Origin of the sequence: Sphingobacterium tabacisoli (assembly GCF_017908035.1) — a bacterium.
Lineage (GTDB): Bacteria > Bacteroidota > Bacteroidia > Sphingobacteriales > Sphingobacteriaceae > Sphingobacterium > Sphingobacterium tabacisoli.
The window spans coordinates 2,430,843-2,455,498 of the sequence record NZ_JAEQMU010000001.1 but is presented as its reverse complement, the minus strand read 5'-3'; the positions used below and the strand labels follow the sequence as shown (position 1 = coordinate 2,455,498).

The following is a 24,656-nucleotide window of genomic DNA, read 5'->3' as shown; positions in this document are numbered from 1 at the left end:
TTCGTTTTTTTAAGCTTCTTAAGCTATTTTTAATGCTTTAAATTTCATTTTTATGATACAGGATTATTTACATCTTTTTCCCAATTATATTGCAAAAACTGTTCCGACAGTTGGTCTATCGGAGCAATTTTTAAACCGATATCCAAGGGTCCCTGCCGAGTATCTTGATTTTTTAGAGTCCTTTTCGTTGCTGTCTAATAAATCAGATACGACATGGTTTAATAGTATAGAAGATTTTAACGAAGAAGGAAAGGGAGCATTTAGATGGGACGAATTCGAACGGCAATCCATGGAAGCTGTTGAGGGAGATGATTATCTTCAACAGCAAGTGCGTTATTTTTGGGATAGTCATGTTCCCTTTATATTGTCTGTCGAAGATGGGTATAGCCATTTTTCTATTGGTGTTAGTGAAAAGAATTGGGGGAAGATATACTTTGGTGAAGAGCCCGAATATGAAGAGGTAGAGTGGGTTGCGGATAGTTTTTTGATGTTCATGCAAGCACTGGCGGGAGGTGGATTGGCTGAGAAATATAGACGACTCTTCGTTTAAAGCAGTACGATTTGGATAAAACCACTGGTTTCGGGGATTCTTTTCCTTGCGTTGTCTCCTTAGTTTTGCTTTTGTAATCCAACGATGGAAATAATAAAAGTTTAAAACTAAAAATATAGAGAAATGAAAAAACAACTATTGACAATCGCAGTTCTTTCCGCTATGCTTTTTGCCGCTTGTGGGGAAAATAACAAAAAAACAGAGAACAACACACAAACTACAGAAGAGACAGGAAAGAGCGGAGCAGCATCAGGTGATGCGGAGCAAGCAGGAAATTTCTTGACAAATCGCGATGCGTTAAAAAAAGCAGAGGCTGAATTGAAAGATATGCCTAAGTTTAAAGGAAAAGATGTTAAGGTGTTCCAAAATATCCACTTCTATGAGGATGGTCGTATACAATTGGCTGTTCAAGATCCAGAAAAGCCAGAAAATATCGACGATTATTTATTCCAGGGAGGAAAATGGCAGGAGCCCCAGGCTGTTCAGATTTCGGGGGATGGAGATATGTCTGCAAATGTGTTTGCATTAAGTACGCTTAAGTTTGAGACTGTTGCGGATATTTATAAGCAACTAGAGGCGCAGTCGAAGGAAGTTGAAGGCGCTAAAATCGACGGTCACATTTACTACAATTTAAATGTAATGCATCAGAAAGGGCAGTGGATGACAGGTGTGCAAGGTACGCGTGGACAATACTCGGGCTACTTTAATGCCGATGGAAGTTTGATTGAATTCAAGAAAAACTAAGGTTTATTGATTTATACTGTTCTAGTTGTGGGGGAGCTCTTGTGAGCTCCCTCTTTTTTTGTTTAGTCGTTGTGGTCGATAATTTCAAAAATCCGTTCTATAGGACGGCCGATTACGGCTTTGTCTCCCTTGATTATTATGGGACGTTCTAGCAGTATGGGGTGTTTCAGTAGTATATCAAGCCATTCCTCATCGGATAAGGTGAGGTGGGAGTAATTCGCCTGAAATAAAGGCTCTTTTGTACGGATGAGGTCTAGTGGTTTCAACTGGAGCAATTGTAATACCCGATGGAGCTCTTCTTTATTCGGTATTTCTTCCAGATAGTGGATTACTTTTGGAGTGTTCCCGTTTTTTAGGAGGAGTTCTAGTGCGGCGCAACTCTTGCTGCAGTTTGTGTTGTGGTATATTTTAACGGTGCAGTCTGTCTTCATTTGAACTGTCTTATAGGGCTATCTAAAAAGAATAGGCTGTTTCACTTTTGGTTTCCGATAGTACAAAATACGTTTGAACTGTACTGACATGAGGGAGAACGGCCAGTTTATGTCTTAAAAATAAATGGTAGGCATCCATGTCTTTTGTCGCTATGCGGAGCATAAAGTCGTAAGACCCGGCCATTTGATAGCATTCCATAACTTCGGGGAATTTGGCAACTTCGCGTTCAAATTCATTGAGGACCTCATAAGTGTGTGCTTTGAGGAATACTTGAGAGAAGGAAATTAATCCAATTCCTATTTTATGACGATCTAGTATTGCTACTGTTTTGCGAATATAGCCTGCAGCTTTTAGCTTTTTGACGCGTTCGTGAACCGCGGCTATGGATTTGTGCAGTTTTAATGAGAGCTCTTTGTTACTGAGGGTAGCATCCTCTTGTAATAGTTTTAATAGCTTCCTGTCTGTTTGATCCAGTTCCATAACGTATTTTTTTTGGTGACGCCGCTAAATTACTATTTTAATCTGTATTTTTTATTGGTTTTGTTTGGTGGTTCGATAAAAATTATTGAATTATTACCGTTGTGTTGAATATTATTTTGTTTTGTTAGAATTTTGTGCAGTTTAGTATGAAGACCATATTATATTCGAAAAATTTCTAAAAATATAATTTATTAAATAAATAATGATAGAGGAAACTACTTTTAGCAAATGTTTATCTCCAGAGTTGGATAGTCGCTTTCAGCATTTGTGGTGTTTGGTTGGAAATACACCTATGCTAGAATTGCAGTACGTGTACAAAGGTAAACCGGGAAAGATTTATGTAAAATGCGAAAACTACAATCTTACAGGTAGTATCAAAGATCGTATGGCATTGTATATTCTTTATAAAGCATATTCGAATTGTCAGATCAAACCTGAAGATATGATTGTCGAAGCGACTAGTGGAAACACGGGGATTGCTTTCTCAGCTATCGGTAAAGCGTTGGGTCATGAAGTGAAAATCATTATGCCAAATTGGTTGAGTAAAGAGCGTATCGATATTATTAAAAGTATGGGTGCGGAAATTCAATTGATTAGTAAAGAGGAAGGTGGTTTCTTGGGAAGTATCCGTCTTAGTGAAGAGCTTGCTGCACAAGGTGGTGTATTCTTGCCGAGACAATTTGAAAATGAATATAATGCCGAAGCACATGAGCTGACTACAGGTAAGGAAATTGCATTACAATTGGCTAGTAAAGGACTGATTGCTGATGCATTTGTTGCTGGTGTGGGTACTGGTGGTACCGTAATGGGCGTGGGTAAACAATTGAGAAATTATAATCCTGCAGTTCGCATTCATCCGTTAGAGCCTCAGGAAAGTCCTACGCTTACTACGGGTTATAAAGTAGGGGCACACCGTATTCAAGGTATCTCTGATGAGTTCATTCCTGCAATCGTTAAGTTGGAAGAATTGGATTCTGTTGTTTGTGCTTCCGATGGTGATTCTATTATCATGGCTCAGAAATTGGCAGGTCAATTAGGTTTGGCTGTGGGTATCTCTTCTGGTGCTAACGTAATTGGAGCTATTAAATTGAAGGAAGAGTTAGGCGACGATGCTGTTGTAGTAACGCTTCTATGTGACGATAATAAAAAATACTTAAGTACGGATCTTGTTAAAGAGCAACCGGTGAAAGAAGGATATATCTCTACAGATTTAGATTTCACAGGTTTCCAGCCTATAGCGCGCCTGGAAAAATCTTTGTTCGGATCAAGCGTACGATAAAGACTTGTTTCAGCCTAAATTTATTTAGGTGTTGTTTGTGTTTGTGTGGTAAGCCGGGATTTTCGGATCCTGGCGGACCTCACTTAAATTGGTTTAACAAAAACTAATCTCTTTAAACTAAAATTATGAAAGCATTATTATATGTTTTTTCAATCCTGTTACTGATGTTCTCAGGTGTAGCTATTGGCCAAGAGGCTGATAGCCTATCTGATGTATCTGGTCTTACATTTACAGATGGTAGCGTCACAGACAGCACCCAGGGAGGGGAAGTACCTGATGACCTGGTTTTCTCTGATGGACAGGATACCGGTAGTGCACAGGTCGACAGCACTTCGACCGTAGATGCTACGGCAGCTGTAACTACTGATGGTGCCACTGCAGATGATAAGTCGATGTGGGGTATCTTTATCGCCGGTCTTCTGGGTGGTTTTGCGGCATTCTTTATGCCCTGTATCTTTCCAATGGTACCGCTCACGGTGAGTTTCTTTACCAAGAAATCAGGAACGCGCTCCAAAGCGATATCACAGGCCTTTCTATATGGTGTCTTTATCATTGTGATCTATGTCGCATTGGGTATGTTGATTACCATTGCCTTTGGACCTGAAGCGCTGAACGAACTGTCTACAAACGGTATCTTCAACTTCTTCTTCTTCCTACTTTTGGTGGTTTTCGCGGCATCATTCCTTGGTGCATTCGAGATAACCCTTCCGAGTTCATTTGTCAACAAGATCGATGCACAATCGGACAAGGGCGGATTGATCGGTCTGTTCTTTATGTCGGCCAGTCTGGCGGTGGTTTCATTCTCCTGTACAGGACCGATCATCGGTACGTTATTGGTAGAAGCGGCTACAAGAGGTGAGCGTCTTGGACCTGCAATAGGTATGCTGGGCTTTTCCATTGCCCTGGCTGTCCCTTTTGTCCTGTTCGCGATGTTCCCATCGATGTTGAAATCTATGCCTAAATCGGGTGGTTGGTTGAATAGCGTGAAGGTCGTATTGGGATTCCTGGAGCTGGCGCTAGCGCTTAAGTTTCTTTCCAATGTGGATCTGGCTTACAACTGGAACTTCCTGGACCGCGAGGTATACCTGGCCCTATGGATCGTGATATTCGGACTTTTGGGACTGTACCTGATCGGCAAGATCCAGTTCTCCCACGATAGCCCGTTACAGTTCCTTTCTATACCGCGTACGATGATTGCCATTCTGGTATTCTCCTTTGTGGTGTATATGGTACCCGGACTGTGGGGAGCGCCGTTGAAAGCGATATCGGCATTCCTTCCTCCTATAGGAACACAGGACTTTGACCTGAACAACCTGGCTCTGAGCGGAGGTGGTCCGGCGGCACATACTGGAGGCGCAGATGCCAACAGCCGTAAGCACTACACCTATTTCCATAGCAAGTCGACGATCAAAGGATTGGACCCTTACTACGATTACGATGAAGCGTTGGCAGCAGCTAAAGCGCAGAAGAAACCATTATTGGTCGATTTTACGGGCTGGAACTGTGTCAACTGTCGTAAGATGGAAGCGGAGGTATGGAGCAGTCCAAAAATCCGGGCGATGCTGAACAACGAGTTTATCCTTGTAGAGCTTTACGTGGATGATAAGGTCTTGGATCTTCCGGAAAGTGAGCACTATGTTTCGAAACAGACAGGTAAGAAGATCAATACGGTAAGTAAGCGCAATGCGGACTTCCAGATCAGCAAGTTCCAGAGTAACTCGCAGCCGTTATATGCGATCTTGGACAATGAAGGTGAAATGCTGGTTCCGACCAGTGGTGCAATCTATGACATCGAGAAGTATGGCGCATTCCTACAATCTGGAATAGATGCATTCAAGGCAAAATAGTACTTTACTAATTGTTTAATATATGGTCCCTTTTTCATGAAAATGTTAAAGGGACTTTTTTTATGGATCCATCTAGAGCCTTATTCGTTGCGGTCGGGGCATAATGAAAGGAAGAGTAAGATGTCTCAAGGTGAATCTATTATGCTTGTGGAAGCTTGAATGAGTATTGTAATTCAAAGCAAATTTCCCTAAGTTTGTTTATTATAATCCTTAAACCTTATAAATAACTCACTATGATTAAGAAATACGTTGTCTACTCCCTACTTTCTGGGCTTGTCATTACAGGATTTAGCGCTTGTGATGGAGCTGGAAAAAAAGCGGATAAAGAAGAAATTCACAATGCTGCTACACAAACTATCCCTAAAGAAGCAGAAGGGTTGATTGGACGATGGGATATTGCAGTAGAAAAAGAAGGAAAACAAGTGCCTTCGTGGCTTGAGGTCAAGCTTTCCGGTTTTAATGTATTGGTTGGTGCTTTTGTAGCTGATGCGGGAAGTAGCCGCCCGGTATCTCACATTAAATTAAATCAAGGTAAGTTTTCGTTTGAGATACCTCCACAATGGGAGGGAGGTGAAGGCGTCTTCACTATTCAGGGAGAACTTGTAGGTGAAGAAATAAAAGGTACTATCACAACAAATAAAGGGAATGTGTTTAAGTTCTCCGGCGTAAAAGCTCCTTATCTGGCCCGTCAGGGAGAGGCACAATGGGGAGAGCCTATTGATCTGTTCAACGGAAAAGATCTGACTGGATGGAAGACTTCGAGTGAAGATAACCAATGGGTGGTGAAAGATGGTATCTTGATCAATCAAAAAGCCGGTGCTAATTTAATATCAGATCAGAAGTTTGAAGACTTCAAACTAACAGCAGAGTTTAGATATACTGAAGGAGGTAACTCGGGAATTTATCTTCGTGGACGTTATGAAGTGCAGATTGAAGACTCACCAAAAGATAGACATCCGGGAGCGCTATACTATGGCGGTGTCTACGGATTCTTAGCGCCTAGTGAAATGACTACAAAAGGAGCAAATGAGTGGAATACCTACGAGATTACGCTTCGTGGAAGAATGGTGACTATCGTTTCTAATGGTAAGACTATTATAAATAACCAAGAGATTCCAGGTATAACAGGAGGTGCTTTAGATAGTAAAGAAGGTGAACCTGGGCCAATTTATTTGCAAGGAGACCATACTGGTATTGAATTTAGAAAGATCAGTATTACGCCAGCAAAATAAACTGTTTAATCATTTACAATGGTCTGTTAGGAGTATTCTTTATTGCTGGCAGACCATTTTTATTGTATTGCCATGCTACATATAAAACTTGGATTGGGAGTTGTGTTTCTATTCTTATTCGGAAGTTTTTCTGCTTTTGCGACGCAGGATTCTTTGATGATAGCCAAGATCTATGAGCATTCGTTCTATAAAGGCGAAGCTTATGAAAACCTTCGGTATCTGACCAAACATATTGGGCATCGGATTGCGGGATCAGCACAGGTAGCACAGGCTGTTGATTGGTCAAAGGGATTAATGGGGCAATTGCCATTTGATAAAGTGTATTTGCAGGAGGTAAAGGTGCCTTATTGGGATAGAGGAGCTAAAGAGGAAGCTTATATTTTAGGAAGTAATCAAAAATTGAACGTATTGGCTTTAGGAGGTTCGGTCGCTACACCAGGGGAAGGTATAACTGCTGAAGTTATCGAAGTGGAGTTGCTGTCAGATTTACGTAAATACGGTGACAAGGTGCGGGGAAAGATTGTCTTTGTGAACAAACCTTGGGATGAATCTCTCGTGGAGACTGGGGTGGCTTATGGGTTAAATAGTGCACAGCGTAGCCGTGGACCGGCTGAGGCTGCTAAATTAGGAGCTGTAGCTTATTTGTTTCGTTCGCTAGGCTCTGGAATAGATGATTACCCTCATACAGGCGCCACGCGATACGTAAAGGGAATTGATAGTATTCCAGCGATGGCCATATCAGCAGTCGGAGCAAATACGTTACATGCCGCATTAGAGGAAGCTCCTCATCTTAAAGTCTTTTTACGGCAGCATAGTGCTTGGAAAGGGGAGGTGCTTTCGCATAATGTTATTGGCGAATGGAAAGGAACCGATCATCCCGAGCAGATTATCACTATCGGAGGTCACTTAGACTCTTGGGATGTCGGAGAGGGAGCGCATGATAATGGTACTGGAACTATGGGGACACTAGATGCCTTACGTACGTTAATGGCTTTAGGCTACAAGCCCAAGCATACTATACGTTTAGTTTTCTATATGAATGAGGAAAATGGGGTACATGGAGCTTCACAATACGGTTTACAATCTAAACAGAACGGGGAACAGTTGATTGCTGCGATTGAAAGTGATGCTGGAGGATTTGCTCCTCGAGGTTTTGATATCAAAGGCGGGGCTGAAGCTGTAGCTTGGATTCAGCGCAGTTGGAAGCCGTTGTTTGAGGAATCCTATTGGGTTTCCAGATTTTTACCAGGGAGTCCAGGGGTGGACTCTGGAGTGTGGGGTAAGCATTATCCGGGAGCGTTGATGTTTAACTTTAGGCCGGATCCTCATCGTTATTTTGACTTACATCATACCGCCAAGGATGTTTTTGAGGCGGTGGATAAGCGCGAACTACAATCCGGGGTTGCCGCATTGGCATCATTATTATATCTGATAGATACCCATTACGAGGCTTTACCGAATTAAGCAGCTTCGACTATAGTCCGATATGTACTACTACGATGTCTGAGTTACGATAGGAGGGGTGGTAGGATGAAATACTGCCACTTTCCTTATAGTAGCGGAGCTCTTCGTATACCGTCTCTCTAAGTATGCCTTTTCCCCTACCATGAATAAACTCTATCTGCGTATACTCCCAATATATGGCTGCATCTAGATTGTCCCGTAGTTTTTCGAGAGAAAGGCCAAGGAGTTCGTCGATATCATAGTCTTCAAAATTTGCAATAGAATCGGCATGCAGATCTACGACTTTGGGTGGGCGGGGCAACGTACGGGACATGTTGGGTAAGAGATTAGAAAATAATCGATTTGTCTGGATTATTCTGTATATAATCCAGTTTGCTTTGAAACATTACAGCCATTTTCTGAGCTCTCCACTTAGCTTCATTGGCCTTTTCTCCAATGAATAAGCTATCCACTGTGCTGCCGAATAATACCAGCCATTGTGCAAAGTGTTGTTTGCCGATTGGCAGGTGAGCGTGAGGAGGAAATGGGCGTCCATCATAGGTGTATTCACCCAGTAGTAATGTCTGCCAAAATTTATACATCTTGGCAAGATGTTCAGGCCATCTGTCCTGTATGTTTTGGTTGAAAATAATACCGAGCATTTCATCCTCACGGATATGACCGTAAAACGTGTCTACAAGTAGTTTGACGTCGTCCAGGGTTGTGATATCTTTTTTTTCCATTGCACATCTATTTTAGCACAGGATAAAGTTCTTCATTTTTTCTGATATTGTCGTCAGAATAACGTCTGTATTTGCTTCATCCATAACTGCTGTAAAATTATTCATCAAAAAATCAGCGTATTGGCTATTATTTTGACTTTTTGACTTTGAATATTCGAAACCACTCCTTATATTTGCATCACTTTAAAGGTGATACCTTTTCGGGGTGTAGCGTAGCCCGGTATCGCGCCACATTTGGGATGTGGAGGTCGTAGGTTCGAATCCTGCCACCCCGACAAAAAAAGCTCTAACGAAAGTTAGGGCTTTTTTCGTTTACAGGGTTGGCAGATGAGAACCGTGGTTCGATCCGGAGGAAATTCATGGATGTGTTTGGAGCTGTGGGTCTGAAGCAATCCTGCCACCCCGACAAAAAAAGCTCTAACGAAAGTTAGGGCTTTTTTCGTTTACAGGGTTGACAGATGAGAACCGTGGTTCGATCCGGAGGAGATTCTGGTGCCCCCGGAATCTCCTCTGTTTGAAGTTTAATCTTTATTGGTATCCCAGTATTTCAAGCATGTTCTTACTGCTTTGTCGTTCCGAAAAAGTGGAAACAACAATCTCCTTTAAGGCATTTTCGTCTATAATAATATGTTTTGCTGCCGGGATAAGGCAATGATTGATGCCTCCAAAGCCACTCAAAGCCTCTTGGTAAGCCCCTGTGTGGAAAAAGGCTACAAATTGTTCGTCATGTGTGTCTGGAAGCATAATGGCTTTCGTGTCGGCATTGTTTGGGAAAAAGTCCGCGCTATCACAGGTTATTCCGCCCAAAGTATAAGGAATTAAATCATTTTCTAGATTGTTGATAGGAAGAACGGGGTAATTCTGTTTGATAGCCCAGGTGTCAGGAAGATGTGTGATGAAGGAACCGTCTATAATAGCCCAGTCCTGCTCATTTCCTTTTTTTCGCTCCAGTATTTTAAATAGGGTTCCTGTTGATTCGGCAACGGTGTATTTGCCAAATTCAGTTATGATATCCGGTTCGTCCACTTCTTCTAGTGTGCATATATCCTTGATGATAGCTACCATGCGGAATATCAGTTCTGATATATGGAGATTATGGTCCAGATTATCCTTAAAGGGCATGCCTCCTCCAATATCCAATGTCGTTAAATCGGGATTTATCCTTTTTAGATAACAATAAAAACGTACCACCTCAGCTAGCGTAGTCCAGTAGGAATCCGTATTCTCAATACCTTTGTCGTTAAAGAAATGGAGAGTAGTTAGTTTTAAATTGTCATTCCCAACAATACCTGTATTGTAGTGATATAGAATGTCTTCTGGTAAGAGGCCAAACCTTGATTCTCTGGCATAGCTAGAGATGTAACTCATGTTGAGGCGGATTCCTACGCTCATATTGGTCAAGGTCTTGCTGTATTCGATATAACGTTCCAGTTCGCTCTTGCTGTCCACAATAGGAAGGATGGTGCATTGTTTGTCGCGTATTAGTTTGAATATGCCCGTCAGGTACTCTTCTGTCTTGTATCCATTGCAAATAATCTGCGTATCAGGCGGTAAATCACCTGTTTTGACGAGTGAACTGATGAGGTCGGTATCACAGGCTGAAGAAATTTCGATACCTACGTCAGCTGATAGAACTGTTCTTAGTACATGATTGAAATGGGAGCTTTTTGTACAGTAGTAATATTGATACTTACCTTTATAGTTGTTCACGTCAAATGCAAGCTTAAAATAATCTTTCATTATTTTAATTTTATGGGTGATTGAAGGAAGAAAGGTGAATTTTAAAGGCGTTCCGTGTTTCTTTACCAACTCCAGGAGATTTATATTTCTATAGGTAAGGCAAGCATTATCGATAGAAAACTCGTTGGGGAGCCTAATCTCATGGGCACTTATAAGATGTTCTTTCATTTACAAATTGCGTAAAGTTAAAATAACGCAAAGGTAAGGTTGAGAAACTGCTTCGTTAAGGTGTAAAATAGGTAATAAATGGTGCTTTTTATGTTTTTTTGCTTGGATCAAATTAATTCCCTATGTTTGCTGGCAATTCTTGATTTATTAATCTTTTAAAACATCAAGGAACCATGACAGAACAGATCTACATATCGCCCCTTTCGCTTATTGCCTAAAAAGGCAGTCAAACTATTTTTCTTATAATTTAATAGAAGTGCAAGTCGTTTGTACTGTGTTTGCCTGCCTCCAAACTTTTATGGGCTTTTTCTGAGCGCTTTTTTAAAGGGTATATCCTTACTTAGGACGAATAGAAATCAACAATCAAATTCAATACAAATAAATTGAAAGTGTGATGTACACACAAGAATGGTTGTGCCCTATAAAAACGGCACGTCAGAAAAAGCGACTCGTTAGGGCGAATCGCGATAAAAAGCTGATGCGATTGGAAAAGCGACGCTTAGACCTTTGGAAGCAGCGGCGATTGTTGCCGCTAGAGCCTTTAAAGCACCCCTATCAGCGGGGATGGAAGCGCTTTTTTGTGCTCCACGAAGATCTGAGGTATGATGCAAAGGCGTTGTTTTATGAGACTTTGCTTAGCAAGATCAATACGGTTGAGTATCATTACGATAAAACTTTTAAACAAAGAAAGCGGCGTAAAAGACGATACCAGTATACTTCTAAGTCGCAAATACTGCAGGAGATTTCAGCTTACAGTTGGGATATCAATCGCTTGGAGCTTACAGATGAGGAAAAGGCATGTTTTAGTTGTGTCGACACCTATCATGTAGAAACAAAATGTCGGGTTATCAAGTATGTGTTTTCAGAGCCTTGGCGTTATAGATTGAAAATCGCGCCCCATATGATTACCCATGTGCAGGTGCTCGATATAGCTATCGAAAGAGAGTTAGCTTATATAGAGGATCATGTTACTAATCACAATCTGGGGCCACGTATCAATACATTGACGCATGGAGCCGGATACAGTTGGAAGCGGTGGTCAGGCGAGCGCATTAGATATATTAATAAAATTAAAAATATACCTAGATATAGTCCCAAAGAGACCTATCTAGCGTTAGATGCATAAAACCCATATGGGAAATTTAAGAACAAAAGATTTAAGTAAAATAGGATACCTTAATGATCAGCTACGGAGCTTGGTGATTAATACCGTGTCCAAAAATTTCAAACATTACAACAAGCAGCAATTGTTGGAACTGTTGGTAGCTATTAAAAATAATCCTGAGGCTTATCTTGCAAATGAGCAAACAAATAAGATAGCCGAAAGAATAATAGGACGTGTCCAAGGAGCGACCTATACGGTACACAGTTTGGTGGATGATCCTGTAGCTGTTAAGATATATGGAGGTAGGGAAATAGAACAGTCTGCCAAGAGGCAGATGGAACTAGCGAGCCTGCTCCCTATTAGTGTTCAGGGGGCATTGATGCCCGATGCACACATGGGGTACGGTTTACCTATAGGTGGGGTTTTGGCTACGGATAATGCGGTGATCCCTTATGCGGTGGGGATGGATATCGGCTGTCGGATGGCGCTGTCTATTATTGATGAAAGTGAGGGTTTTCTGAAACGGTATGCGTATCAGATTAAGCAGGCATTGAAAAATCATACCCATTTTGGAATGGAAGGGGGACTGGATATTCGGCAGGAGCATGCAGTTTTGGACAGCAGGCTGTTCGATGAGATAGCTTTTCTGAAACCTTTGAAAGGGAAGGCTGTGCGGCAGCTGGGAACATCCGGCAAAGGAAACCATTTTGTGGAGTTTGGAGAGATCGAGTTGTTTAGTGATAACAGCTTAGGTCTGCCAGCCAAGAAGTATGTTGCATTATTGACACATTCAGGGAGCCGCGGGTTAGGAGCGGCTATTGCAATGCATTATACTAAGATTGCAACCGATCGCTGTAAGTTGCCACGGCATGCACAGCAACTCGCTTGGCTTGATATGGATACCGAAGCTGGACAGGAGTATTGGATCAGCATGACCTTGGCAGGCGATTATGCTAAAGCCTGTCATGATCGTATACATTCAAACCTGTTAAAAGCATTGGGATTAAAATCAATCTGTATGGTAGATAATCATCACAACTTTGCGTGGAAAGAGACCTTAGAGGATGGTAAAGAAGTTGTCCTGCATCGTAAGGGGGCGACTCCCGCACACGCTGGAGAGCTTGGTGTTATCCCGGGTAGCATGACCACGCCGGCTTATCTTGTGTCAGGAAAGGGATGTGCAAATGCCTTATTCTCCGCATCGCACGGTGCAGGTCGGGCTATGAGTAGAAAAAAAGCGAAAGACAGTATGACTTCATCGGCGATGAAAAAACTGTTAGGGCAAGCTGGAGTGACCTTGATTGGAGGCACCGTTGAAGAAAGTCCATTGGCGTATAAAGACATTGACCTGGTAATGTCAGGACAAAGGGAACTGGTCGATATACAAGGGAAGTTCTATCCGCGTATTGTAAGGATGAATAAAGATTAGTGATGGAGAGGATGATTATACAGATTACCGCAGGACGAGGCCCATTGGAATGTTGTCGGGTAGTGGCTAAGGTGCAGAGCTTGATGGTTAAGCAGGCCAAGAAGCAGGGTTTGCGGCTAGAGGTGCTTGAAAATAAGCTTGGACAGTTGACCGGGACTTTACTGTCGACTGCAATGATGCTTACAGGGAGTCGTTTGGAGGGTTTCCTGGAAGAATGGGTGGGAACAGTGCAGTGGGTGGCACCAAGTCCTTACCGCAAGTATCACAAACGTAAGAATTGGTTTGTAGGAGTTGCCACTTTTGATGTAAAGGAACTTTTATGTTGGGATGTAAAAGAGGTGAAAATCGATACCTGTCGCTCAGCTGGTCCCGGGGGACAGCATGTCAATAAAGTAGAGACTGCAGTCCGTGCAAAACATCTGCCTTCCGGAATACAGGTGGTCGCGATGGATTCACGGTCGCAGTTGGAAAACAAGAAAGCCTGTCTGGCCAGGTTGGAAGCAAAGGTGTTGGTCTGGCAGACGGAACAACTATTGGAGCAGCAACAGGATCAATGGCAGGCACATAATGAATTGGAACGCGGGAATGCCGTGAAGACCATCAAGCAGGAGTTGTTTTAAAATACGGAGATATGTGTTGGTCTGATATTTGCCATGCTGTGTCGTAGAAAATGTAAACGTATGATGAAGATAAAAATAAGTGTAGTATTAGCCGTACTGATCGCATTTGGCGTTAGTTCTTGTTATGTTAATAAGCACCCTCATGGGCATGTTCCTCCTGGGCAAGCAAAGAAGGTGCATGGTGATAAGTCTGCTAAAGAATATGCGCCTGGGCAACAAAAACACAAGCGCGGAAAAGGTAATAACCGCTAGTGAAGATGCAAAAAAAAGGTTCCGCTATTTCAGCGGAACCTTTTAGTCTTTAAAATTCAAAATAATGTGCTTTATTAGCAATATTCATCAAATGCAGCTACAAGGTTGTCTGCTATCATTTGAGCAGGTCTGCCTTCGATCATATGTCTCTCGATCATGTGGACTAATTTTCCATCTTTAAAAAGTGCCATTGCAGGAGATGACGGTGGAAATGGCAACATATAGTCACGTGCTTTATCTACAGCTTCTTTTTCCATACCAGCGAATACAGTAACTAATTTGGTTGGATGCTTTGCGTTTTTCACTGCAGCTTTAGCCGCAGGACGAGCATTAGCCGCCGCACATCCACAAACAGAATTTACTACAACAAAAACAGTACCTTCTGAAGGTATTGCAGCATCAACCTCTTCTACAGTCTTCAACTCTTGGAATCCCGCATCTACCAATTCCTGGCGCATTGGAGCAACTAAATATTCTGGATACATGTGTATAAAAATTAAATTTAAAATATAAAATAAAGCAAGATAGACACATGCGATAAAAGCATTGTTACCTTAGATACAAAGATAAGTTATTATCTGAGACCTAGCAAGATGTTATCCTCAGTATAATGTCAGATTGTAAAGTTATTTATCCATACACTTTTAATTCGTATCTAATGTTGGGATCATTCCGATTTGTCAATACGAATGTGCGTTTTGCAGTGGTGGTGGATTCTTGCCCGAGTATAAAGTGTTTTTTAAAACTTCGCTTTTGTTTAAAGCTACCTTGCTTTAAGGTTTCTAACATTATTTTTAGTTGGATTGGACAAATGTTATTCGCTGTTTCCAACTGACGCAATATGGCCACTCTCATAAAGTTTGTTGTTTAATTTGCTGCTAATTATTTGACTTACAAACAAAAGTATGCCCTGGTTTTGCATAATCCTATACCCAATTGTGAGTATTTTTCATTTTATTGAAGATCGAAAAGTGCATCAAATCCGCTGTCTTTGTACCATTTTAAGCTTTTATAAAAAGTATGTGTATCTCTACTGTTGTCTTTGTGTGGGATATAACAGGTTAATCCTGAGTTTTTGTGGATCTCAAAACCATTAAATAATGGGGTATTTGCTTTGTAGTGGATCGTTTTTTCTAGAGCGCTCTTTGTGTTTTGGTAGTTATTGCTGTTGTTGTAGTTTTGGTTGATAAAGTCTAAGAAATCAAATGCTATGAGTGGATTGCCGATGCGATCAAAATCCATGCGTTGGATATAGTTGCGGTTAAAATCTGTATGTAGAGGGGACTGTGAATGAAGAGTGGTCTTTGTTTGTGCCGCTAACTTATGTAGTTGACCGGCTTCGATAATAGAGATCGTGGCTGATCGATTTAGTCCTGATAGGCTGTTGTAGTGGTTATAGTATTTTTCAGCAATGATTTTGTAGTCCTGTGGTTCAGGTGAGAATAATTCGTTCGTGATCTTATGATAGGGCATTCCGTTGGAGATCACTTCGCCGGGCGATGCGATGAAATATTTTGACTTATCTTTTATTTCGTAGAGCACTTCTACACTAGCCATGGAGCATGCGTCAAACATAATGAAGTCAAAATTGTTGCTGAGCGCATTGTTGAGGTCCGTGATATCCATGACGTGTCCACCGTCATCACCAAAAGACTTGAGTTTGATTCCCCCTTGGCTTGCAGGTATCCATCCTGTGGCGTGAGACCATAATATCAGTCCATAGCTCTCTGCGGGGTATAGTTCTTGTGTTTCCTTGATTACTGATTTCATGACTAAGGGGTCTGATGAGCTATAGGGAGGATAGTCTTTGATTTTGATTAATCCCCCTTTGTTTCCTGTTTTTTTGCTTACTTCGTAAAGGGCAGGCCGTTGATTTGGAAGTTTTGCATACACAATCAGGTGGCCATCAATATCACCTATAGATTGCTCCATTTGCTGCATGTTTTTGTAAGCTTCTTCTTCCAGGCTGTTATTGGCAGCGAGATATACTAGTACGGTTCTGAATTTTTGTTTAGCTTCCGGTTCAATCTTTGATTTTTCTGAGTTGTCTTTGCAGGAACCGAATAGAACTAATACACAAAACAAGAAATACGATAATGCTTTTGGCATGGCATGATAATTAGATGTGTAATTAGGGTTAATCTCTTTATTACATCAGTTTTTTCTTTTTGAGTTTAGTGTAAAGCCGAGTTGAAAAGTATAGTCCTATACTGCTCGTTAAGAGTAGTATGAGGGTTTCTGTTAGTTCTCTATTCATTGTTTTAGGTTTTATTGTGGATAGCGAGGCATAGGTGAGATATAATTCTTATTTAAAAAAGGGCGGCTATTGCCGCCCTCTAAAAGATATGAACTGTTTACTAAGTTAGTGTGAGATTAGATATTTGGATTAACCCTGATCTTAATTTCTTTAACAACTTCAGCTTCAGTCGCAGGAAGTCCGGCAACGTTGAATTTGTTAGTTACCGTAACTTTGTATACCAAGTAAATTGACTGTTGTAAGTTTGCTCCGGAGTTAGTCCAGACAAGGTTTTGGCCATTTACGCTTGCACTTGCGCCAGAAGGTGCTGAAATTGCAGTACCATTGGCATTTTCGTAACGTACGAATGATACATTGGTTAAATTGTAACTTCCAAACGTAGGGGAGATACCATTGATGCCGTAATCGCTAATTAAGCCAGTGTTCTTCGTGCCTGAGAAGCCTCCATTGAAATTGTAAAGTACGGTGTTGTTGAAGTCTTTGATTGTAATCAATCTTCTTACGTCGATTTCAGAGACATTCGTTCCGGAAACTTCTTTGTCAGTAAACTCTTTGTACGGAGTTTTAGCTTCAATAGCTTTTACTGGATTGATGAACTTAACGTCGAACGAAGTCTGAAGTCCATTGTTGTAAGTAACACCATTTACAGTTCTATTGATGCTTAGTGAAACCATACCGTTGTTGACTTTAGCACGAGCAGTAGCTTGACTTGAGTTTAGTTGTACTTCGTTTCCACTTATGTTGATGCCATTTACAGCAGGAGAAACACCGAAAGCGTAACCCATAACTGGTAGATTGGATCCGGAAACTGTAGTTTCAGTCCAGTAATCCCATAGGTTAGCGTGAAGCTCCCAATTGCCACTAACTAGTTTTCCGTTGATGATTCCAAACGATTGGTTTGCATCCCAGAATGGTAAGTCTTTAGTTAATGTGGTAATGTTATTTCCAGTTACAGTTACAGTGATCGTTACATTTACTGCTGGGTCTGTTGATACAGATGAGGTATATGTTCCATGTAATGTATATGTGCCAGGCATTACTGTGTTTTCGATAGCAACAATACGTGGGGAACCTTGTGGCGCGTTCATACTAGGTACATCAAATGTAAATCCAGCTGGATTTCCTGCCGAAGGTGCAAATGTGTATACATTATGGAAGTCCACTGCTGGTTTTCCTGTAGTAGCATAAGCTGCATCTAGTGTGGTAGGTGTGCTCCAAGTGATGTTTTTGTTAACGGAAGCTGTGTTTACTACATCATGGGAGAATGTACCATTTACAGCAACTGGTGCTACCGCGCTTTGTACAAAGTTAACTTTGATAAAACGGTGAGCAATAACGTTTGTGCTTCCTGTTCCAGGGTAAATGCTTACCCTTACTACAGCATAGTTATTTGTTGCTCCAAAGTTGTATGTGTTTGGAGTAGTCGTAGATATCTTAACTGAAATTTTACCAGTTACTGGATCCAAATCTAGCCATTCTCTTTTTTCTGGATCGGTACTTGAATAGTGATCAATATCATAACGTAAGTTGTAATCGGACAAGCCATGGTCATCCATAGAGACGATGTTATTATTTACTTGTGCACGACCAAAGAAGCCGTTCAATTTATCATCTAATACGATACCGCCTCTATATGATGTGTTGTTATCTAGGTTTGTTGTAGCGTCGTTCTTGAAGTGTAACTCAAAGTTTGCATCTGTTCTAGCGTCAGCCTGTGCTTTCGTATGTGCTAAGGACTGGCTTCCACTACCCCCATCAACGAATGCTGCTGTGTTACCTGATCCCGTGAATACTGGATTAACTCCATTAAGCAGTGTTACTTTATCGCCTGTTGATTGTGCATTTCTAGAAGATTTTTCAATCGTGATTTCATCTTTCTCAACAATTTCTTCTTTAGCAATGTTGAATGGTGAGGCAGCAAATTTTTGACCAGTAGCGGCTTTCGCGTTGTTTACTTGTAGCGCAATGAATAGATCTGTAGTAGCAGATGCTGTAGGGAATGTGGAGTTTGCATTTGATGGACGGTATTTTACCGTAATGTCACCAAATGTTTTTACAGCTGGGCCTACTGCAGTGAAGTTGCTATTGATTGTTCCTCCAGATGAACGGAACTCAACTTTTTCTGAACTTTGAGTTAATAGTCCAGTTGCATCGTAGTTTTCAGTTTTTACACCGAATGGGTTTAAATTGTATTTAATCTCTGCGTATCCCTGTAATAAGGTTGTTCTGTTTGTGTTGCTTTCTACAATACGAGGGAAGAATACGACTGGACTATTGTTGTTTGTAAATGTAGGAACAATAGAGAGACTATTGACTGCAACAGCTTCTGTAGCTAAGAAAACAGAGTCTGATGTAGCACCTTTTGCATCAGTGAATATAACATTGTAACCGCCGTCAACCTCCACTACAGCGATATCTCCAGCGTATGCCTGTACGTTGGTTTGAGTGCCGTCTAGTGCCCAGTACTGTTTGCCGTCATTTCCAGTTACGATAGATACCACTGTTCCGTTTTGGCCTGCAGGCCCTTGAGAACCTGTTTGTCCTGTCTGTCCGGTTTGTCCAGTTTCTCCAGTTTCTCCCTTGTCACCTTTGTCTCCCTTAGGTCCTTGTGCTTTCACGCCTGTGTCTGCAGCAGCACCACCATTGTTGGCAATCCAGAAGTTACCATTTTGACCAATGGTTACGATTGGTGAGCTTCCTGCTGCACCAGCTGCGCCAGTGTCACCTTTAGATCCGGTTGCGCCAGTATCGCCTTTGTCTCCTTTGGCTCCGTCTGCGCCGTTTCTAATTTGGTAAGGTACTTTAGTTCCATCAGGTTTTTTAAAAACAATATCAAAACCACCAGGTACAGAGGTGACAGATTCAACTACCATGTTGGTCGCTAGTGACGCTAATGAAGTTTTTAGGGAAGCGATATCAGAGGTGTTCTGACTGATGTTTTGTTCTAGACGCGATATATCGTCGTCATACTTTTTACAGCCTTCGAGTACTACTGCACTACTTATGGCAATAGCTAAGGCGACTTTGGATAGATTTCTAATTTTCATATTCTACTTTTGAAATTTGAATTCAGTTACGTTAATATTGTTTTGATATCTAATAATGTAATATTTTGTAAAAGTACAACATAATATTGTATAACAAAATTAAATTTGAAAATTTATTTATTTGTACCTTTTTAGTTCGAGATGGAACATGTGGATTTGACCGTCGATGTCGGTTACTTTTACTTCAAAAGAGGTTTTCTCGCTTTTTTGCTCAAATGTTAAGTGCTCTTCTGCGTATTTTTTATCTTTTATTCTTATGTTTTTTAGAGCTAATATGCTCATTATGTCTTTTTTGCTTATTTCTTTTTGCGTTGATTTATCTTTTCCGTCTTTGTATGCTTTAGAATCCATAATCTTAACTGGTTAATGAGTCTGTTTTGGTTTGTTGACTATGTCTCGCTTAGTTTATTATTATTTCTTTGTCTAGTTTTGTAGTTTTTGAACTACACAAACGTACAATATTAAATTGTGTTATGCAATAATCAATTGTTTTTTTGTTATTAAATTTGCTTTCCTTAAATTGGCCTAATATTTGTTTAGTTCACGTGCGTGTTATCTCAATGTGTGCAAGATGATGACGTATAGTGTAGCGTAAGCTAAAGAGCTTTCGTTTTTAATGAGGTTAGTCTTGTGTAAAGACTTGTTATTTTGGTACTTTTTATATAAAATTATAATATGTCTAACTGGGGTCGCTTGGATCAAGTAATACAATATTTGGGTTTGAATGTTAACTCTTTTTCGAGAGAAATAGGGTTGAGTAGAGCAGAGCGTTTGTACCAGATAAAGAAAGGTAATTACGATATCAGTAAAAATCTAGCGGGAATTATCGTAGAGAGATTTTCTGATATTAATGAAGCTTGGTTATTGACGGGAGAAGGTGCTATGCTGAAGGTCGATGAGCCAGCCCCTAAAATTCCGCTTTATAACATGAGCTCGGAAGAATTTAATACTGATTTGTCTCAAATGCCTATTGTGGATGAATTAGAAATATCAATCTTGGCTGGTAGTGACTTTGCTTTTATTAATCAAGGAGACTCTATGAGTCCGGAGATAGAGCATGGAAGTATGGTGTTTGTGAAGAAGGTAGATAAAGATGCAGTTGTGTTTGGTGATATTTATCTCATCGTTTCAGAAAAAATAAATGTTGTTCGTTTTATCCGTGGCTTAAATGAAAAAAGCTGGAGGTTAGTAGCTAAAAATACGGATGACTTTGATGATCTTATACTTGATATCTCGCTTGTAAAAGCTGTTTACAAGGTTAAAGGTGTTCTTTCAATGATGTCGATGTAGAATTGTTTAGAAAAAAATGACAGACATCAAGACCATTCTTTAACCTTTGATCACCTAATCCGGATATTACGTTGTAGTTTGCATTGTTGTTATCCAGTTCCTTTTTCCAGATTTCCATAAAATGTTCCCTTTCTTGGGGAAAATCTCTTAGTGGGTCGTTTTCCCAGGGTAGGTCAATATCCATCAATAAGTATAAATCATACTTACGCTGTTCTATTTCCTCTAGGACAATAGTTGGAGTATGGTTGAATAAATGGTCACACCATATTTTTACGGTCATAATAGTGGTGTCACAGATTAATACATTGCTTTTGACTTGGGAGGAGATAGCTTCTTCTAGGGCTATTTGTCCATAGAACATATTGGTCTCATCTTGCAGACTGTATTGGTTCTGTAGATTCTTGCAGTAGTATCGGGCATACTCTGGTACATAAGAGCTGTCCAGTGCCTTAGCAAGGTATTGAGCCATTGTCGATTTTCCTGTTGATTCAGGGCCAACGACTGCGATTTTCCGTAAATAGTCCTCTATATTGTTCATGGAGGAACAATATTAAGCATTTTTTTGGAGTTACGTAAAGGCTCTAATCCGTTAATCTTTTTTTATTGCACAATTTTATTAGCGCAATTTGTACTGGCAAAAGATTCAGGTTTGGCCTTGAATACAAAGCCCATCCCTAGAATATAGCCCATTGCTTCTTTCAGTGCGACGTTGGATTCGAAAGTAGGATTGGTATTGATGTCGGCATGTACTTCCAGATCGACTTCATACTGATCGAGAATAGGGCAGAGGTGATAAGCGGTTTCGATGGATTTTTGAACCTCTAATAGCATACGTTCCTTGATGCTCATGTTGTGGGCTTTACGGTCTTTGTGGATGAACATAAATCCCCCTTTGTGCTCGCGTAGAAATACGACTACGGTTGCGAATTCGGCTGTTCCGCGTTTTACTTGGGAATCGGTGCCGATGAAAACTTTGAGTTTGTTTCCAAGTAGATTCTCTCTAAGGATTGCAGCTTCAACAGCATCCATAATTGGTAGGCGAAGGTATTCGCCATTGTATTTTTGCCATTCCATAAGTTATAATTTTGTTAATTAAATATAGGGTTATCGTGTTCATTATCTATTAATTGTGTGTTATTTTTAAGTTATGAAGTTGTCTTGTTATCAAGTTATATAGTCATCGTTTCTTAATGCTCCTTTGTGCCATAGGCCAGGTCTCCTGCGTCGCCCAGACCTGGGACGATATAAGATTTGCTGGTCAGCTCATTGTCGACGTCGCCAAGCCAAATCTGAGCTTCGGGAATGAATGCACGGACGTGATCAACGCCTTCCTGGCTGGCGATAATAGATGCTATATGAAGCTCTTTGATATTGTATTCGCTGAGTAGTTCCTTGCAGCAAAGAACAAGGCTTTTGCCGGTTGCTAGCATAGGGTCTGATACGATTACGATACGCTCGTCCAAATTCGGAGTGTTCTGATATTTGCGGTGAATTTCAAATTCCCCGCTTTTCTTGGTGTGTCTATGTGCAGCTATAAAGCCTGATTCAGCGCGGTCGAAGATATTGAGAAAACCCTGGTGAAAAGGAAGGCCTGCCCGGATTAAGGTAATAAGCACTGGCTGTTCCTGTAGAGTGTGCATCTCGGCGACACCTAAGGGAGTTTCTATTTCTTCCGGTGAATAGGTAAATGTCTTACTGATTTCATAAGCCATCACCTCGCCAAGTCTCTCGATATTCCTTCGGAAGCGCATACTATCCTTTTGGATTTCCTTATCCCGGAGCTCCGAAATGAAATGGTTTGCAATGCTGTTTTCTTTTGTCAGTATATGAATCATGGTAATGGTATTTATTGACCAAATTACGAAAAAAAGCCTATTTAGTTTCTTTTCCGTCATAATAATAGGAATGTACTGTGAAAACGGTCCTAAATTTGGTATTTTTACAATAGAAGGAGCACTATGAAATTTCAACTTACGTCAGAATATTATCCTACCGGAGATCAGCCACAAGCGATAAAAGAATTAGTACAGGGAGTAAACCAAGGAGATACGTATCAGACACTTCTGGGGGTGACCGGTTCTGGAAAGACCTTTACGGTAGCTAATGTCATTCAGCAGACCCAAAAGCCAACTTTAATACTAAGTCATAATAAGACGCTGGCTGCGCAGTTATATGGAGAGTTCAAACAGTTCTTTCCTGAGAATTCGGTCAACTATTTTGTGTCCTATTATGATTATTACCAACCGGAAGCGTTTATCGCATCAACCAATACCTATATTGAAAAGGATCTGGCGATCAACGAGGAAATCGAAAAATTGCGGTTGGCGAGTACCTCGGCATTAATGTCTGGGCGAAGGGATGTCATTGTGGTCTCTTCGGTATCCTGTATCTACGGTATGGGGAATCCCGATGATTTCTCGAAGTCAATCTTTCGATTCGGTGTAGGAATGACGGTGTCTAGGAACGCATTTTTACATAAGTTGGTGGAAATATTATATGCACGGACGACTACGGAGTTCAAGCGGGGGACATTTCGGGTCAAGGGCGATACGGTAGATATCTATCCGGCCTATTTGGACAACGCTTATCGTGTTTCTTTCTTTGGGGATGAAATCGACGAACTTAGTGAAATAGATCCTATCAGTGGTAAGACTTTGTTAAAGCATGAAACGTTATCTCTTTTTCCTGCTACACTGTTTGTAACACCTAAGGAGAAGTTTACCCAGTCTATCTGGGCTATACAGGAGGAGCTGGTACAGCGCAAAGCCCAGCTCGAAGAAGAAGGCCGGATGCTGGAAGCTAAGCGCCTAGAGGAGCGTGTTAATTACGATTTGGAAATGATGCGTGAATTGGGATACTGTTCTGGTATAGAAAACTATTCCCGATTTTTTGATGGTCGGGAACCTGGTACACGACCCTTCTGCCTTTTGGATTATTTTCCTGAAGATTACCTATTGGTCATCGATGAAAGCCATGTAACCTTGCCTCAACTGCGTGCGATGTATGGAGGGGACCGCTCGAGAAAGATATCATTGGTCGAGCATGGTTTCCGCCTCCCGGCAGCGTTGGACAATAGGCCATTGAATTTCCCAGAATTTGAGTCGCTAACGAATCAAACAATATATGTATCCGCTACTCCGGGAGACTATGAGTTACAACAGACTGAAGGTCTTATCGTTGAGCAGGTCATTCGTCCTACTGGCCTATTGGATCCTATTATTGAGGTGCGTCCGGCAATGAATCAGGTGGACGACTTTCTGGAACAGGTCGATAAAACGATAAAAGAAGGTGGGCGTGTGTTGGCTACAACATTGACAAAGAGAATGGCCGAGGAGCTGACTAAATACATGAGCCGTCTAAATATAAAGGTACGCTATATCCATTCTGAGGTGAAAACATTGGAACGGGTGGAGATACTACGGGGATTGCGATTGGGAGAGTTTGATGTATTAGTAGGGGTCAATTTATTACGTGAAGGGTTAGATTTACCGGAAGTGACTCTGGTCGCTATTCTCGATGCGGATAAAGAAGGTTTCTTACGCTCCGAGCGTTCACTGATACAGACTATCGGACGTGCAGCTCGTAATGAGAAGGGAAGGGTAATTATGTATGCCGATAAGATGACCGACAGTATGCGGGTTACCATCGACGAAACCAACCGACGCCGGGAAAAGCAGATTGCATATAATGTAGAGCACGGAATTACGCCACGTACAGTCGGTAAAACGCGCGAAGAGATATTGGAACAGACATCTGTTGCGGACTTTAAGGGAGAACAAAAGCCATATGTCGAACCTGAACCAGGCGTCAGTGTAGCTGCAGATCCTTTGATTGCTTATATGAGTGAAAAAGACCTTAAGAAGGCGGTTGATACGGTACGTAAGCGGATGGAAAAGGCAGCGAAAGAAATGGACTTTTTGGAAGCTGCAAAGCTTCGTGATGAAATGTTTGCCTTGGAGAAATCCTATGAAGAGCGATTTGGATAATAAGTTATCCAA

Annotated in this window: 24 protein-coding genes and 1 tRNA gene; 13 read left to right on the top strand and 12 right to left on the bottom strand. The window is 41.2% G+C overall.

The window, feature by feature from the left end:
* Nucleotides 1-52 precede the first annotated feature (52 nt).
* Nucleotides 53-550, top strand: a complete 498-nt coding sequence (locus JKG64_RS10405; RefSeq protein ID WP_210354196.1) for a hypothetical protein — start codon at nt 53-55, stop codon at nt 548-550.
* A 123-nt stretch (nt 551-673) separates the two neighbouring features.
* Nucleotides 674-1,294 carry a hypothetical protein gene (locus JKG64_RS10400; protein ID WP_210354195.1) on the top strand — a complete coding sequence of 207 codons (621 nt, stop codon included), beginning with the start codon at nt 674-676 and terminating at the stop codon, nt 1,292-1,294.
* A gap of 62 nt (nt 1,295-1,356) precedes the next feature.
* Here JKG64_RS10400 and arsC read toward each other — a convergent pair whose 3' ends face one another.
* Both arsC and JKG64_RS10390 read right to left on the bottom strand, forming a co-directional pair.
* Nucleotides 1,357-1,725, bottom strand: coding sequence for an arsenate reductase (glutaredoxin) (gene arsC, locus JKG64_RS10395; RefSeq protein ID WP_210354194.1), 369 nt, complete (start codon nt 1,723-1,725; stop codon nt 1,357-1,359).
* 22 nt (nt 1,726-1,747) lie between these two features.
* Nucleotides 1,748-2,206 (bottom strand): Lrp/AsnC family transcriptional regulator, encoded by a 459-nt coding sequence (locus JKG64_RS10390; RefSeq protein ID WP_133582838.1) that lies wholly within the window; start codon nt 2,204-2,206, stop codon nt 1,748-1,750.
* Between the two features lie 202 nt (nt 2,207-2,408).
* On the opposite strand from JKG64_RS10390, the gene JKG64_RS10385 reads away from it, so the two are divergent.
* From JKG64_RS10385 to JKG64_RS10370, 4 genes are all read left to right on the top strand, one after another.
* Nucleotides 2,409-3,485: a PLP-dependent cysteine synthase family protein gene (locus tag JKG64_RS10385; protein ID WP_210354193.1), complete on the top strand. Its 1,077-nt coding sequence runs from the start codon at nt 2,409-2,411 to the stop codon at nt 3,483-3,485.
* A gap of 125 nt (nt 3,486-3,610) precedes the next feature.
* Nucleotides 3,611-5,332 (top strand): protein-disulfide reductase DsbD family protein, encoded by a 1,722-nt coding sequence (locus tag JKG64_RS10380; RefSeq protein WP_210354192.1) that lies wholly within the window; start codon nt 3,611-3,613, stop codon nt 5,330-5,332.
* A 233-nt stretch (nt 5,333-5,565) separates the two neighbouring features.
* Nucleotides 5,566-6,564, top strand: coding sequence for a 3-keto-disaccharide hydrolase (locus JKG64_RS10375; RefSeq protein WP_210354191.1), 999 nt, complete (start codon nt 5,566-5,568; stop codon nt 6,562-6,564).
* A 72-nt stretch (nt 6,565-6,636) separates the two neighbouring features.
* Nucleotides 6,637-8,028 (top strand): M20/M25/M40 family metallo-hydrolase, encoded by a 1,392-nt coding sequence (locus JKG64_RS10370; protein WP_210354190.1) that lies wholly within the window; start codon nt 6,637-6,639, stop codon nt 8,026-8,028.
* A 10-nt stretch (nt 8,029-8,038) separates the two neighbouring features.
* Here the strand turns inward: JKG64_RS10370 and JKG64_RS10365 are convergent, their stop codons facing one another.
* Both JKG64_RS10365 and JKG64_RS10360 read right to left on the bottom strand, forming a co-directional pair.
* A complete protein-coding gene (locus JKG64_RS10365; protein ID WP_210354189.1) occupies nt 8,039-8,341 on the bottom strand; it encodes a Smr/MutS family protein in 303 nt (100 codons plus the stop codon).
* A 13-nt stretch (nt 8,342-8,354) separates the two neighbouring features.
* Nucleotides 8,355-8,750, bottom strand: coding sequence for a group III truncated hemoglobin (locus JKG64_RS10360; protein ID WP_210354188.1), 396 nt, complete (start codon nt 8,748-8,750; stop codon nt 8,355-8,357).
* Nucleotides 8,751-8,951: 201 nt separating this feature from the next.
* On the opposite strand from JKG64_RS10360, the gene JKG64_RS10355 reads away from it, so the two are divergent.
* Nucleotides 8,952-9,025: transfer RNA gene (locus JKG64_RS10355), tRNA-Pro, on the top strand.
* Nucleotides 9,026-9,278: 253 nt separating this feature from the next.
* On the opposite strand, the gene JKG64_RS10350 is transcribed toward JKG64_RS10355, so the two are convergent.
* A complete protein-coding gene (locus tag JKG64_RS10350; RefSeq protein WP_210354187.1) occupies nt 9,279-10,658 on the bottom strand; it encodes a type III PLP-dependent enzyme domain-containing protein in 1,380 nt (459 codons plus the stop codon).
* 394 nt (nt 10,659-11,052) lie between these two features.
* Here JKG64_RS10350 and JKG64_RS10345 point away from each other — a divergent pair, with 394 nt between their 5' ends.
* Genes JKG64_RS10345 through JKG64_RS10330 form a run of 4 tightly spaced genes read left to right on the top strand, consistent with a single transcriptional unit; the run spans nt 11,053 to nt 14,064 of the window.
* Nucleotides 11,053-11,784, top strand: a complete 732-nt coding sequence (locus JKG64_RS10345) for a hypothetical protein (protein ID WP_210354186.1) — start codon at nt 11,053-11,055, stop codon at nt 11,782-11,784.
* 7 nt (nt 11,785-11,791) lie between these two features.
* Nucleotides 11,792-13,192 (top strand): RtcB family protein, encoded by a 1,401-nt coding sequence (locus tag JKG64_RS10340; protein ID WP_210354185.1) that lies wholly within the window; start codon nt 11,792-11,794, stop codon nt 13,190-13,192.
* A gap of 2 nt (nt 13,193-13,194) precedes the next feature.
* Nucleotides 13,195-13,812 carry a peptide chain release factor H gene (gene prfH / locus JKG64_RS10335; RefSeq protein WP_210354184.1) on the top strand — a complete coding sequence of 206 codons (618 nt, stop codon included), beginning with the start codon at nt 13,195-13,197 and terminating at the stop codon, nt 13,810-13,812.
* A gap of 60 nt (nt 13,813-13,872) precedes the next feature.
* The gene (locus tag JKG64_RS10330; protein WP_246512527.1) at nt 13,873-14,064 is read left to right on the top strand and encodes a quinol oxidase subunit 4; all 192 of its coding nucleotides are present in this window, start codon (nt 13,873-13,875) and stop codon (nt 14,062-14,064) included.
* Nucleotides 14,065-14,138: 74 nt separating this feature from the next.
* Here the strand turns inward: JKG64_RS10330 and JKG64_RS10325 are convergent, their stop codons facing one another.
* The 4 genes from JKG64_RS10325 to JKG64_RS10310 form a co-directional block, all read right to left on the bottom strand.
* The gene (locus tag JKG64_RS10325) at nt 14,139-14,549 is read right to left on the bottom strand and encodes a BrxA/BrxB family bacilliredoxin (RefSeq protein WP_210354183.1); all 411 of its coding nucleotides are present in this window, start codon (nt 14,547-14,549) and stop codon (nt 14,139-14,141) included.
* Between the two features lie 469 nt (nt 14,550-15,018).
* Entirely contained in the window at nt 15,019-16,173 is a 1,155-nt protein-coding gene (locus JKG64_RS10320) for a clostripain-related cysteine peptidase (RefSeq protein ID WP_210354182.1), read from the bottom strand.
* A 264-nt stretch (nt 16,174-16,437) separates the two neighbouring features.
* The gene (locus tag JKG64_RS10315) at nt 16,438-19,368 is read right to left on the bottom strand and encodes a hypothetical protein (RefSeq protein ID WP_210354181.1); all 2,931 of its coding nucleotides are present in this window, start codon (nt 19,366-19,368) and stop codon (nt 16,438-16,440) included.
* Nucleotides 19,369-19,485: 117 nt separating this feature from the next.
* Complete coding sequence (locus JKG64_RS10310) at nt 19,486-19,719, bottom strand: hypothetical protein (protein ID WP_210354180.1); 234 nt, start codon at nt 19,717-19,719, stop codon at nt 19,486-19,488.
* Nucleotides 19,720-20,043: 324 nt separating this feature from the next.
* Here JKG64_RS10310 and JKG64_RS10305 point away from each other — a divergent pair, with 324 nt between their 5' ends.
* Nucleotides 20,044-20,658, top strand: a complete 615-nt coding sequence (locus JKG64_RS10305; protein ID WP_210354179.1) for a S24 family peptidase — start codon at nt 20,044-20,046, stop codon at nt 20,656-20,658.
* On the opposite strand, the gene JKG64_RS10300 is transcribed toward JKG64_RS10305, so the two are convergent.
* The 3 genes from JKG64_RS10300 to upp form a co-directional block, all read right to left on the bottom strand.
* Entirely contained in the window at nt 20,627-21,196 is a 570-nt protein-coding gene (locus tag JKG64_RS10300; protein WP_210354178.1) for an AAA family ATPase, read from the bottom strand. The two genes, JKG64_RS10305 and JKG64_RS10300, sit on opposite strands and share 32 nt — an antisense overlap.
* A gap of 62 nt (nt 21,197-21,258) precedes the next feature.
* Nucleotides 21,259-21,732: a ribonuclease H-like YkuK family protein gene (locus tag JKG64_RS10295; protein ID WP_210354177.1), complete on the bottom strand. Its 474-nt coding sequence runs from the start codon at nt 21,730-21,732 to the stop codon at nt 21,259-21,261.
* A 113-nt stretch (nt 21,733-21,845) separates the two neighbouring features.
* Nucleotides 21,846-22,493, bottom strand: a complete 648-nt coding sequence (upp, locus tag JKG64_RS10290; RefSeq protein ID WP_210354176.1) for a uracil phosphoribosyltransferase — start codon at nt 22,491-22,493, stop codon at nt 21,846-21,848.
* A gap of 123 nt (nt 22,494-22,616) precedes the next feature.
* Between upp and uvrB the strand changes: the two genes are divergently transcribed.
* Entirely contained in the window at nt 22,617-24,644 is a 2,028-nt protein-coding gene (uvrB, locus tag JKG64_RS10285) for an excinuclease ABC subunit UvrB (protein ID WP_210354175.1), read from the top strand.
* Nucleotides 24,645-24,656 lie beyond the last annotated feature (12 nt).

Coding starts and splice junctions, on each gene's coding strand:
- JKG64_RS10320 (WP_210354182.1), bottom strand. CDS start 16,173: ATGCCAAAAGCATTATCGTATTTCTTGTTTTGTGTATTAGTTCTATTC.
- JKG64_RS10375 (WP_210354191.1), top strand. CDS start 5,566: ATGATTAAGAAATACGTTGTCTACTCCCTACTTTCTGGGCTTGTCATT.
- JKG64_RS10405 (WP_210354196.1), top strand. CDS start 53: ATGATACAGGATTATTTACATCTTTTTCCCAATTATATTGCAAAAACT.
- JKG64_RS10340 (WP_210354185.1), top strand. CDS start 11,792: ATGGGAAATTTAAGAACAAAAGATTTAAGTAAAATAGGATACCTTAAT.
- JKG64_RS10330 (WP_246512527.1), top strand. CDS start 13,873: ATGATGAAGATAAAAATAAGTGTAGTATTAGCCGTACTGATCGCATTT.
- JKG64_RS10350 (WP_210354187.1), bottom strand. CDS start 10,658: ATGAAAGAACATCTTATAAGTGCCCATGAGATTAGGCTCCCCAACGAG.
- arsC (WP_210354194.1), bottom strand. CDS start 1,725: ATGAAGACAGACTGCACCGTTAAAATATACCACAACACAAACTGCAGC.
- JKG64_RS10315 (WP_210354181.1), bottom strand. CDS start 19,368: ATGAAAATTAGAAATCTATCCAAAGTCGCCTTAGCTATTGCCATAAGT.
- JKG64_RS10390 (WP_133582838.1), bottom strand. CDS start 2,206: ATGGAACTGGATCAAACAGACAGGAAGCTATTAAAACTATTACAAGAG.
- JKG64_RS10310 (WP_210354180.1), bottom strand. CDS start 19,719: ATGGATTCTAAAGCATACAAAGACGGAAAAGATAAATCAACGCAAAAA.
- JKG64_RS10325 (WP_210354183.1), bottom strand. CDS start 14,549: ATGTATCCAGAATATTTAGTTGCTCCAATGCGCCAGGAATTGGTAGAT.
- uvrB (WP_210354175.1), top strand. CDS start 22,617: ATGAAATTTCAACTTACGTCAGAATATTATCCTACCGGAGATCAGCCA.
- upp (WP_210354176.1), bottom strand. CDS start 22,493: ATGATTCATATACTGACAAAAGAAAACAGCATTGCAAACCATTTCATT.
- JKG64_RS10360 (WP_210354188.1), bottom strand. CDS start 8,750: ATGGAAAAAAAAGATATCACAACCCTGGACGACGTCAAACTACTTGTA.
- JKG64_RS10305 (WP_210354179.1), top strand. CDS start 20,044: ATGTCTAACTGGGGTCGCTTGGATCAAGTAATACAATATTTGGGTTTG.
- JKG64_RS10380 (WP_210354192.1), top strand. CDS start 3,611: ATGAAAGCATTATTATATGTTTTTTCAATCCTGTTACTGATGTTCTCA.
- JKG64_RS10345 (WP_210354186.1), top strand. CDS start 11,053: ATGTACACACAAGAATGGTTGTGCCCTATAAAAACGGCACGTCAGAAA.
- JKG64_RS10295 (WP_210354177.1), bottom strand. CDS start 21,732: ATGGAATGGCAAAAATACAATGGCGAATACCTTCGCCTACCAATTATG.
- JKG64_RS10385 (WP_210354193.1), top strand. CDS start 2,409: ATGATAGAGGAAACTACTTTTAGCAAATGTTTATCTCCAGAGTTGGAT.
- JKG64_RS10370 (WP_210354190.1), top strand. CDS start 6,637: ATGCTACATATAAAACTTGGATTGGGAGTTGTGTTTCTATTCTTATTC.
- JKG64_RS10365 (WP_210354189.1), bottom strand. CDS start 8,341: ATGTCCCGTACGTTGCCCCGCCCACCCAAAGTCGTAGATCTGCATGCC.
- prfH (WP_210354184.1), top strand. CDS start 13,195: ATGGAGAGGATGATTATACAGATTACCGCAGGACGAGGCCCATTGGAA.
- JKG64_RS10300 (WP_210354178.1), bottom strand. CDS start 21,196: ATGAACAATATAGAGGACTATTTACGGAAAATCGCAGTCGTTGGCCCT.
- JKG64_RS10400 (WP_210354195.1), top strand. CDS start 674: ATGAAAAAACAACTATTGACAATCGCAGTTCTTTCCGCTATGCTTTTT.